This is a genomic window from Serratia marcescens (assembly GCF_006715005.1).
Lineage (GTDB): Bacteria > Pseudomonadota > Gammaproteobacteria > Enterobacterales > Enterobacteriaceae > Serratia > Serratia montpellierensis.
In genome coordinates, this window is record NZ_VFMJ01000001.1 from 1,483,187 (window position 1) to 1,492,167 (window position 8,981).

The 8,981-nt window shown below is 57.4% G+C and carries 7 protein-coding genes and 1 riboswitch; of the genes, 1 reads left to right on the top strand and 6 read right to left on the bottom strand.

Translation table 11 applies throughout. The features are described from left to right. Window positions 1-11: 11 nt before the first annotated feature. A riboswitch (yybP-ykoY riboswitch) is annotated at window positions 12-195 on the bottom strand. A 218-nt stretch (window positions 196-413) separates the two neighbouring features. The 4 genes from FHU12_RS07060 to manX are packed head-to-tail and all read right to left on the bottom strand — an operon-like array spanning window position 414 to window position 3,601. Next, entirely contained in the window at window positions 414-872 is a 459-nt protein-coding gene (locus tag FHU12_RS07060; protein ID WP_141968308.1) for a DUF986 family protein, read from the bottom strand. A gap of 54 nt (window positions 873-926) precedes the next feature. Continuing rightward, window positions 927-1,769: a PTS mannose transporter subunit IID gene (locus FHU12_RS07065; protein ID WP_015378157.1), complete on the bottom strand. Its 843-nt coding sequence runs from the start codon at window positions 1,767-1,769 to the stop codon at window positions 927-929. Between the two features lie 15 nt (window positions 1,770-1,784). After that, the gene (locus FHU12_RS07070; RefSeq protein ID WP_015378156.1) at window positions 1,785-2,585 is read right to left on the bottom strand and encodes a PTS mannose/fructose/sorbose transporter subunit IIC; all 801 of its coding nucleotides are present in this window, start codon (window positions 2,583-2,585) and stop codon (window positions 1,785-1,787) included. 56 nt (window positions 2,586-2,641) lie between these two features. After that, window positions 2,642-3,601 (bottom strand): PTS mannose transporter subunit IIAB, encoded by a 960-nt coding sequence (gene manX, locus FHU12_RS07075; protein WP_141968310.1) that lies wholly within the window; start codon window positions 3,599-3,601, stop codon window positions 2,642-2,644. A 562-nt stretch (window positions 3,602-4,163) separates the two neighbouring features. Here manX and FHU12_RS07080 point away from each other — a divergent pair. Beyond that, window positions 4,164-5,708 (top strand): TerC family protein, encoded by a 1,545-nt coding sequence (locus FHU12_RS07080; RefSeq protein ID WP_141968313.1) that lies wholly within the window; start codon window positions 4,164-4,166, stop codon window positions 5,706-5,708. Between the two features lie 16 nt (window positions 5,709-5,724). On the opposite strand, the gene FHU12_RS07085 is transcribed toward FHU12_RS07080, so the two are convergent. Beyond that, a complete protein-coding gene (locus FHU12_RS07085) occupies window positions 5,725-7,311 on the bottom strand; it encodes an EAL domain-containing protein (protein ID WP_141968315.1) in 1,587 nt (528 codons plus the stop codon). Window positions 7,312-7,579: 268 nt separating this feature from the next. Beyond that, window positions 7,580-8,944 carry an L-serine ammonia-lyase gene (sdaA, locus tag FHU12_RS07090; protein ID WP_141968317.1) on the bottom strand — a complete coding sequence of 455 codons (1,365 nt, stop codon included), beginning with the start codon at window positions 8,942-8,944 and terminating at the stop codon, window positions 7,580-7,582. Window positions 8,945-8,981: the final 37 nt, after the last annotated feature.

Genomic DNA, 8,981 nt, shown 5'->3' on the forward strand with positions numbered 1-8,981 from the left:
GTGAAATAGCCTCGGCCGGGTGGCTCCATATACACGTAACCCACCCCCAACCAAACGACGGAGTTACGTGTCTATGGTCTCGCCAACCTTACCTGGCTGCCCGCACCACGTTTCATACGGCGAAACGAGTATGTTGATACGGGCGTTTCTGGCGTTTTATTCTCCAGAAACCGGCTACTCCCCAATGACGGCGCAACCATACCATATTATTTCCGCCACCGACAACATTATTCTAGAATAATGTTTGTTCTTAATTGAGACTCGTTTTCATTAATCTAAGTTCATGCGGGAATATAATGTAGACGTGGGTAACAATGTTGCAGAAATAATAGTCAGAAAAGAAATGGCGCTGCCGATTAATTATCCATAAGCAGCGCAGGGTTTGAGCAGTAACGGGGTGGGTTTTTCTTTATTTATTGATTATCAACGAAAAAATGATAAATCTTCTCCAGGTCGTCCAGGTGCGTTACCTGAACCAACAACCTGCGTTGTTCCAGGTCGACGGCCAGGATGCCGTCCTCCGATAAATTCATGGCTTTAATGCGGTTATATTCGACAAACACATTGGCGAAGAAAAAACCTTGCGCTTTAAACACCATTTTTGGGGCGCGAATATAAGAGATATAGATCGCGAGCAGCGCCAAAGAAATAAGCAAATAGGTGGTTAATACCGCACCGTTGGTGGTGACGTTGTGGTAAATCAGAATGGCGATCAGGCCGACGAAAATCAGGCTATCGAGGCGGTTACGGCGTTTGAGCGGCACTTTGAGCCGCGTTTTGCCTTTCAGCAGATCCATGCCGAATTCGTCGTACAGCGAATACAGCAACAGCAGGGCGATAAACAGCATCAGTACGGCGTCGGTCAGTGACATTTCTTGCTCCACACATAAAAAAGCCGGGGGTTGCCCCCCGGCCGTTTCTAACGATTACAGGCCCAGCAGGCCAATCCAATAGCCAAAGATACCGATGACGAAGAAGCCGATGATGATCCACAGCGCGTTAACTTTCTTGCGCAGCAGCCACATACAGGCGAAGGTCAGCAGCAGCGGCACCAGGCCCGGCATCAGCTGGTCGAGGATGGTTTGCACCGTGGTGACGTTGGTATGCCCGGTCTGGTCGGTGATCTTGGACACCACCAGCGGGATATTCACGTGCGTCCACTTGTTGACCAGCGCCCCCATGACAAACAGGCCGAGAATGGACGCTCCTTCCGTCAGTTTCTGCAGGAAACCGCCGCCCATGTCGTTGACGATATCCACCCCTTTACGGTAACCGTAGGCCACGCCGTAGTAGCGGGTCAGCAGGCGCACCAGGTTGAACAGCACGAAGAACAGGATCGGTCCGAGCAGGCTGCCGCTCATGGCGATGCCGGCGCCGAGCGCGGCGAATACTGGCCGCACGGTGCCCCAGAAGATCGGGTCACCGACGCCCGCTAAAGGCCCCATCAAACCGACCTTGATGCCGTTGATTGCGGCGTCGTCGATCGGCGCGCCGTTGGCGCGTTGCTCTTCCATCGCCATGGTTACGCCGAGCACCGGCGCCGCCACGTAAGGGTGGGTGTTGAAGAACTCAAGGTGGCGCTTGATCGCCTGTTTGCGATCGTCATTGTTTTCCGGATACAGGCGGCGGATCACCGGCACCATCGAGAAGCAAAAACCCAGCGCCTGCATGCGTTCGAAGTTCCATGAACCCTGGAACAGGTTCGAGCGCAGGAATACGCCGCGAATATCGGCCGGCGTGAGTTTCTTTTGAGCAGTTGTATCAACCATTTCTCTCACCTATTCCTAGTCGAGTTCGTTATCGAGATCGTTCGCGTTAGCCGGGCCGGCCTGTACAACCTGAGACTTGTTGTATTTCGGACTGAGCTGGATATACAGCACGGCCATCACCACGCCGATGACGCCGAGCGCCACCAGGTTGAAGTTGGTGAAGGCGGCGGTCACGAAACCAAGGTAGAAGAACGGCATCAGATAGCCGGCGCGCATCATGTTAATCACCATCGCGTAACCGACCACCACGATCATGCCACCGGCGATGTTCAGGCCGCTGGTGACCACTTCCGGGATCGAGTTGAGCAGGGCGTGTACCCCGGCGGTACCCACCGAGATGGCGACGATAACCGCCGGAATGGCAATACGCATCGCCTGCAGCAGCAGGGCACCGACATGGATCCAGCTAATGGCGCGCAGGCTGCCGCGCTCCGCTGCGCTATCCGCCGCGTGCTGGAAGGCCACGGTGAGGGTACGCACGATGATGGTCAATACCTGGCCGGCCGCCGCCAGCGGAATGGCCAGGGCGATACCGGCGCCGACGCTTTGCCCGCCGGCGATGACCAGAATGGTCGAGATGATGGACGCCAGGGCAGCATCCGGCGCGACTGCCGCACCGATGTTCATCCAGCCCAGGGCGATCATTTCCAGCGTACCGCCGATAATGATGCCGGTTTTCATATCGCCGAGAATGAAGCCGATCAGGGTACAGGCGACCAGCGGACGGTGGAACTGAAACTCGTCGAGGACGGACCCCATCCCGGCGATACAGGCAACGATAAATATCAGCACAATCTGAAGAGTGGTGATCTCCATTGCACTTCTCCTATGACCAAAAAAGCTCTGAGTAAAATAATCAGCGGCTGGCGCCACTAATTGAGTTTGTTAATCAGGTCCATCATTTTTAGCCGGCTGTCGGACGAGACCTTACGCACCTCCAGCTCGATACCGCGATCGTTCAGTTTCTTAAACGCTTCGATATCTTTTTCATCGACGGAAACGGCGTTGTTCACCTGGGTCTTCCCCTGACGGAACGCCATGCCGCCGATATTGACGGATTTAATCTCCACGCCGCCTTCCACCAGGCGCCAGACGTCGGTCGGGTTGGTGAATAACAGCATCACGCGATCGTTGGCGTATTTCGGGTTGTTCCAGACGCGGATCGCCTTCGCCACGTCCACCACGTGCGCGGTGACGCCCGGCGGGGCAACCTGGGTCAGCAGGGTCTTGCGCACATGGTCGGCGGCGACTTCATCGCTGACGACGATAATGCGGCTGACGTTGGTTTCTTTGGTCCAGCGGGTCGCAACCTGGCCGTGGATTAAGCGGTCATCAATGCGCGCCAGGCCGATTTTCATGTGGTCGTTCGGCCCCAGCGGTGCCTGTGGGGCAGCGGCTTTGGCGACGGGGACTGCGGGTTTTGCGGGTTCTTCCTGCGGTTTTTTCAGCGCTTTCACGCCTTCACGGCCGGTTTCCAACGCCAGCGCCACCAGTTCATCGAACGCGGGGTTGTCGTCCCGCGCCATGAAGGTTTCCACCAGCATCGGAATGTTGACCCCGGTGACGACCTCATAGTTTTCTTTATCGACCGCAATGCGGCTGGCGGCGTTGAACGGGCTGCCGCCCCAGGTATCCACCAGGAACAGCACGCCGCCGCTGGTATCCAACCCACTGATTTTTTCGTTGTACTTGACGATTAACGTTTCGGCATTCTCACCGGGAACGAAGTCTATAAAGGCGACGTTGTCCTGCTCGCCCAATAGCATCTCCGCCGTTTTCAGCAGTTGTTCCGCTGCAGCCCCGTGTGTGCCGATGATAATAGCTATTGCCACTCGCTACCTCCTCGTTGAACTCCAGGCGCGGTTTGTGTCGTTTCTCCGCGCCATCTTGGCAGTCACTTCCGCGGTTCAGATACATTATGGTAGAAAAAAAGAAACGCACGCCTAACATTTCTCACGCAGTTTCAAACGCCTGTGCGTGATGCTTCACGAACGCGAGATTTATTTTAGTGAGTGAAAAAATATTTTTTGTGACGCTGCTCCGTTATTGAATGCTCGGAGAAATCTTAGCTCTCGCAGACGATATGGCGTGGCGCCATGCTAAACCGCCGTTGAAAAAGCCGCTTTGTCCCCCAGAAAAATCCTGATACAGTAATTTCCTCTTTCATCACTAAGGAGTGAAGGGCCTCAGCCCTCCCTATGGACTGTCACCGAAGTTACTGTTTTTCCAGGTTTCACCCGCCACCTGCTGGCGTTGCATATGCTGTTCGGCCCTTCGGCCATCTCCCGGTAACCCCATCCCGTCACGTTGCTATTGTCGACTGCGCCCATGCAGCGGCGGCATCGTCACGTCTGAGCGGCGAGCGCTCATTCCCACTTTTCTCTGGAGTCTGATATGGAATTTTTAATGGACCCCTCTATTTGGGCGGGGTTGCTTACGCTGGTGGTGCTGGAAATCGTTCTGGGCATCGACAACCTGGTGTTCATCGCCATTTTGGCCGACAAACTGCCGCCGAAGCAGCGCGATAAGGCGCGCATCATCGGCCTGTCGCTGGCATTGCTGATGCGTTTGGGCCTGCTGTCGGTGATCTCCTGGATGGTAACTCTGACCACGCCGCTGTTCAGCGCCGGCGACTTCAGCTTCTCCGGCCGCGATTTGATCCTGCTGTTCGGCGGGGTGTTCCTGCTGTTCAAGGCCACCATGGAGCTGCATGAACGGCTGGAAGGGCAGACGCACCAGGACGGCGCCAACCGTGGTTATGCCAAGTTCTGGGCGGTGGTGGTGCAGATCGTGATCCTGGACGCCGTGTTTTCGCTCGATGCGGTGATTACCGCCGTGGGTATGGTGAACGATCTGCCGGTGATGATGGCGGCGGTGGTGATTGCGATGGCGGTGATGCTGCTGGCGTCGAAGCCGTTGACCAACTTCGTCAACGCGCACCCGACCATCGTGGTGCTGTGCCTGAGCTTCCTGTTGATGATTGGCCTGAGCCTGATCGCCGAAGGCTTCGGTTTGCACATTCCTAAAGGCTATCTGTATGCCGCTATCGGCTTCTCGATCCTGATTGAATTGTTCAACCAGATCGCGCGTCGCAACTTCATCAAGCATCAAGCGCGTCGCCCGATGCGCGAGCGCACCGCGGAAGCGATCATGCGCCTGATGGGGCAGCAGCGTACGCAGCAGACGGACGATGCGGTCGCCTTGCCGAGGGATGAAACCTTTGCGGCGGAAGAGCGTTATATGATCAGCGGCGTGTTGACGCTCGCCTCGCGTTCATTGCGCAGCGTGATGACGCCGCGTACCGACATTTCCTGGGTCGATTGCGAGCGCTCCCGCGAAGAGGTACGCGCACAGCTGCTGGATACGCCACACAGTCTGTTCCCGGTGTGTCGTGATTCGGTGGATGAGATCGTCGGCGTGGTACGCGCCAAGGATCTGCTGGTGGCGCTGGAGCAGGGTGAAGATATTGCCGAGTTCGCCGCCCGCACGCCGCCGATCGTGGTGCCGGAAACCATGGACGTCATCAAACTGCTGGCGGTGCTGCGCCGCGCCAAAGGGCGTCTGGTGGTGGTCACCAATGAATTTGGCGTCGTGCAGGGGCTGGTGACGCCGCTGGACGTGCTGGAAGCGATTGCCGGTGAATTCCCGGACGAGGACGAAACGCCGGACATCGTGGCGGAAGGCGACGGCTGGCTGGTGAAGGGCGGAACCGATCTGCACTCGCTGGAACAGGCGCTGGCCTGCGATGACCTGGTTAGCCCCACCGCCGACTACGCCACCCTGGCGGGGCTGCTGTTGGCCCACTACGGACAGATGCCGGTGGTGGGAGATGCCATTGAACTGAACCACCTGCGTTTCGATATCGTTGAGGTGTCCGAATACCGTATCGAACTGGTGCGCGTTACCCGCGTCGCCCTGGATGAGACGGCGCACGCGTAACCCTCCCGCCGGGGGCTCAGGCCTCCGGCGGATCTTCTTCCGCTTTCCTGACGCGCGATTCGTACTGTTGCAACCACAGCGGGAAAACATGAATCGGCATCGGCTTGGCGAAATAATACCCCTGCAGGGCATTGACCTCGCGTGAGCGCAGATAATCGGCCTGTTCCTCCGTTTCCACCCCCTCTGCCACCAGTTTCAGCTTCAGGCGCTGCGCCAGCGTAATGATGGTGTCGGTCACCGTGGCGTTGACCGCGTCGGTGCCGATGGCGGCAGTAAACCCGCGATCGATCTTCAAGACGTCCGGGCTGAGGTTCTTCAGGTAGCTCAGCGAGCTGTGGCCGGTGCCGAAATCGTCGATGGCCAGCATGATCCCCATGTCTTTCAGCGTGCGAATCTGGTCATACTGGATGGCCGACAGCGCCGTGCGTTCGGTCAGCTCCAGCATCAATGAGGGCATCGGATGCGCCGGCAGCCAAATCTGGCGGATATCGTCGATGATGTTGAGCGTTTTAAAATGCTCGGCAGCGACGTTAATGCTGATATAGAAGGACGGTCGTGGCGGGAACAGCTGCAGATTTTCCGTCACGGTGTTCATCAGATAGCGAGTGAGCGGAATGATGAGGTCATGCTGCTCGGCCAACGGAATAAACACGTCGGGCGAGATCCATCCTTGTCGCTTCTTTTTCCAACGCAGCAACATCTCGACGCCGGCACAGCGCCCGGTGTCACTGTGAATGATAGGCTGACAGTAGACGCGGAACTCCCGATGAGTGATGGCATGGCCTATGTGGTAAGACAGACTCATGCGGTTAGCGGTGAGCAGGTAGACCACATAGGCCGCCAGCAGGCTGATCAACAGCGCCAGCGGGATATGGCGCGGCAATGCGGAAAGCGCCAACATGCCGATCTGTGGGCCGAACAGTGAAATCGAGAACGGGTACAGCGCAGAGCCGGCGGTGTAGCGCAGATCGTTGGTCAGGGTGTCGCGGCTCAGGATTTCGCGGCGGCCATATTCCAGGCTGCTGTCGGCCACGTTCAGGACTACTCGCTGAACGTAAGGCTCTTGCGGCTCGAGTAAAAAGTTGGACAGCAGCTCGATATTGAACACGTGCAGCACGCCGCTGGTGTTATCGCGGGGGGAAGGCGTCCACATCACCAGCGTGGGCAGCCCTTTGCTTACTGCCAACGAAGGGCGCAACGCCAGCCTGGCGTTGCTGTTGACGAAGATCGGCAGCACGGCGCTCAGCTGGTAATGACGGGCGCCAAACAGGCTGGAGCAGTAAATAATGCCGTTTTTGACCAGCAGCATGGCGCGCAGCGCCTGGTTTTGTGCGGCGCGAAAGCGCAGGGTCGATGCGACGTTCTCGCAGGGTTGTTCCAACATCTCCATACTGCGTTCAGCCTGCAGATGCGCGGGGGTTAACAGCTGGTTGATCTTGCCAACGGTGCGGGTAGCCAACGTCTGCTGGCTCTGCTCGATGCTTTTGACCTCTTGATAGTAACGGGTATACAGCGATACCAACAGAATAGCCGCGCCCACCGCTCCGGCCAGCAGCCAACGGTAGTAACGATATCGGGACGCGGCGAGGTGGGTCATCAACATCCGGTAAATCCTTGTTCGGTAATCCAGCTCCGAGTCACAGTCAGGCCATAGCTCCTTAAGTTGCGCTCGGCTAATTCTAGCCTGAGGTTATACAAGATTGATGGTAACTCAGTAAATTATTTCAGTTTGGTAAAACAGAAGGCCAATTTGCAGGCTAACCGCCGGATCGATGAGAAAAATGCAGGATATTTTCCGGTGACATTGTCACTAAAAAGGGGCAATAGATTGATTGCCCATAAAAAACCCCGCCGGGCGGCGGGGTTGTCTGTCAGTCGCATTGCACCTTGATCGCCAGGCCACCGCGTGACGTTTCTCGATACTTGGCGTTCATGTCTTTGCCGGTTTCGTACATGGTCTCGATCACCTTATCCAGCGAAACGCGCGGCTCGCTGGTGCGGCGCAGGGCCATACGGGCGGCGTTGATCGCCTTGACCGAGGCGATGGCGTTGCGCTCGATGCACGGCACCTGTACCTGGCCGGCGACCGGGTCGCAGGTCAGACCCAGGTTGTGTTCCATGCCGATCTCTGCCGCCACGCACACCTGCTCAGGGCTGCCGCCCAGCAGCTCGGCCAGACCGGCCGCCGCCATGGAGCAGGCCACGCCGACTTCACCCTGGCAGCCGACTTCGGCGCCGGAAATGGACGCGTTCATCTTGTACAACGCGCCGATGGCGCCCGCCGCCATAAAGTAACGGATGTAGATATCCGGGCTGACGGACTCGATGAAGTGATCGTAGTAAGCCAGCACCGCAGGCACGATGCCGCAGGCACCGTTGGTTGGCGCGGTGACCACGCGGCCGCCGGCGGCGTTTTCTTCGTTCACCGCCAGCGCGAACATGTTGACCCAATCGATCACGTTCATCGGATCGTTGGACAGTTTGTCCGACGCCACCAGCATGCGGCGCAGCGCGGAGGCACGGCGCGGTACGCGCAGCGGCCCAGGCAGCACGCCTTCGGTGTTCAGACCGCGATCGATACAGGCGCGCATGGTTTGCCAGACGTTACCGAAGTAGGTCTCGATCTCTTGCTTGCTGTGCAGCGCCAACTCGTTCTGCATCACCATGCCGGACAGCGACAGGCCGGTCTCGCGGCAGTGGTCGAGCATTTCGCGCGCGGAGTTGAATGGATAAGGCATTTGCAGCTCTTGTTCGCCGGCCTTGCCAAAGTTCTCCTCGTCGACGATGAAACCGCCGCCGATGGAGTAATAGGTCTTGCTGTACACTTCTTTATCGCCGGCGAAGGCGTGGATTTGCATGCCGTTCTCATGCAGCGGCAGGTTGTCGCTGCGGAAGACCATGCCGCCGTCGCGTGGGAAATCGACTTCATGCAGGCCGCTGGCCAGCATCAGGCGTTGACGTTGTTCTACATCGCGAATAAAACCCGGAATGCTATCGATATCGACGGTGTCCGGCATATTGCCGGCCAGGCCGAGAATGATAGCGATATCGGTATGGTGACCTTTACCGGTCAATGAGAGTGAGCCGTAAACGTCTACGGCAACACGCGTGATAGAAGGCATCAGGCCTTTATTTACCAGATCGTCGACAAACTGTTTGCCGGCTTTCATCGGTCCAACCGTATGAGAGCTGGACGGGCCGATGCCGATCTTAAACATGTCGAAAACGCTAATCACGCTAAAACTCCTTAAAGAGACGTATTGTTATGGCTGC

Excerpts from the sequence above, each read along its gene's own strand:
- FHU12_RS07060 (WP_141968308.1), bottom strand. The coding sequence starts at position 872 with ATGTCACTGACCGACGCCGTACTGATGCTGTTTATCGCCCTGCTGTTG.
- FHU12_RS07085 (WP_141968315.1), bottom strand. The coding sequence starts at position 7,311 with ATGTTGATGACCCACCTCGCCGCGTCCCGATATCGTTACTACCGTTGG.
- FHU12_RS07080 (WP_141968313.1), top strand. The coding sequence starts at position 4,164 with ATGGAATTTTTAATGGACCCCTCTATTTGGGCGGGGTTGCTTACGCTG.
- FHU12_RS07065 (WP_015378157.1), bottom strand. The coding sequence starts at position 1,769 with ATGGTTGATACAACTGCTCAAAAGAAACTCACGCCGGCCGATATTCGC.
- FHU12_RS07070 (WP_015378156.1), bottom strand. The coding sequence starts at position 2,585 with ATGGAGATCACCACTCTTCAGATTGTGCTGATATTTATCGTTGCCTGT.